The sequence below is a fragment of the Bradyrhizobium cosmicum genome, from assembly GCF_032290525.1.
Lineage (GTDB): Bacteria > Pseudomonadota > Alphaproteobacteria > Rhizobiales > Xanthobacteraceae > Bradyrhizobium > Bradyrhizobium cosmicum_A.
The window spans coordinates 1-797 of the sequence record NZ_JASXTA010000073.1 but is presented as its reverse complement, the minus strand read 5'-3'; the positions used below and the strand labels follow the sequence as shown (position 1 = coordinate 797).

1 protein-coding gene is annotated in these 797 nt (G+C 65.0%); it reads left to right on the top strand.

Going from position 1 to position 797, the window contains the following annotated elements; translation table 11 throughout:
• Window positions 1-6 precede the first annotated feature (6 nt).
• On the top strand, window positions 7-797 hold a 791-nt coding region (locus tag QSV46_RS39070), incomplete at its 3' end, for a UDP-glucose/GDP-mannose dehydrogenase family protein (RefSeq protein ID WP_314964006.1).

Below are 797 nucleotides of genomic sequence, written 5' to 3'. Positions count from 1 at the left end.
TTTCTCATGCGAATCGCGATGATCGGAACGGGCTATGTGGGACTGGTGTCCGGAGCCTGCTTTGCGGATTTCGGTCACGACGTCATCTGCGTCGACAAGGACGAGAAGAAGATCGCCAGCCTCCATCGCGGCGAGATTCCGATCTACGAGCCCGGCCTCGACGAGCTGGTCGCAAGCAACGTCAAGGCCAAGCGGCTCGACTTCACCACCGATCTGTCGAAGCCGGTCGCGGATGCCGACGCCGTGTTCATCGCGGTCGGCACCCCCTCGCGCCGTGGCGACGGCCATGCCGACCTCTCCTACGTCTACGCCGCCGCGAAAGAGATCGCGCAGTCGCTCACCGGCTTCACCGTCGTGGTGACGAAGTCCACCGTCCCGGTCGGCACCGGCGACGAGGTCGAGCGCATCATCCGCGAGACCAATCCGAAGGCCGACGTCGTGGTCGCTTCCAATCCGGAGTTCCTGCGCGAGGGCGCGGCGATCCGCGACTTCAAGTTCCCCGATCGCGTCGTGGTCGGCACCTCCGACGAGCGCGGCCGCAAGGTGATGGGCGACATCTACCGCCCGCTGTCGCTGAACCAGGCGCCGTTGATGTTCACGGAACGCCGCACCGCCGAGATGATCAAATACGCCGCCAATGCCTTCCTGGCGACCAAGATCACCTTCATCAACGAGATCGCGGACCTCTCCGAAAAGGTCGGCGCCAACGTGCAGGAGGTCGCGCGCGGCATCGGCCTGGACAACCGCATCGGCACCAAGTTCCTGCATGCCGGACCCGGCTTCGGCGGCTCGTGCTT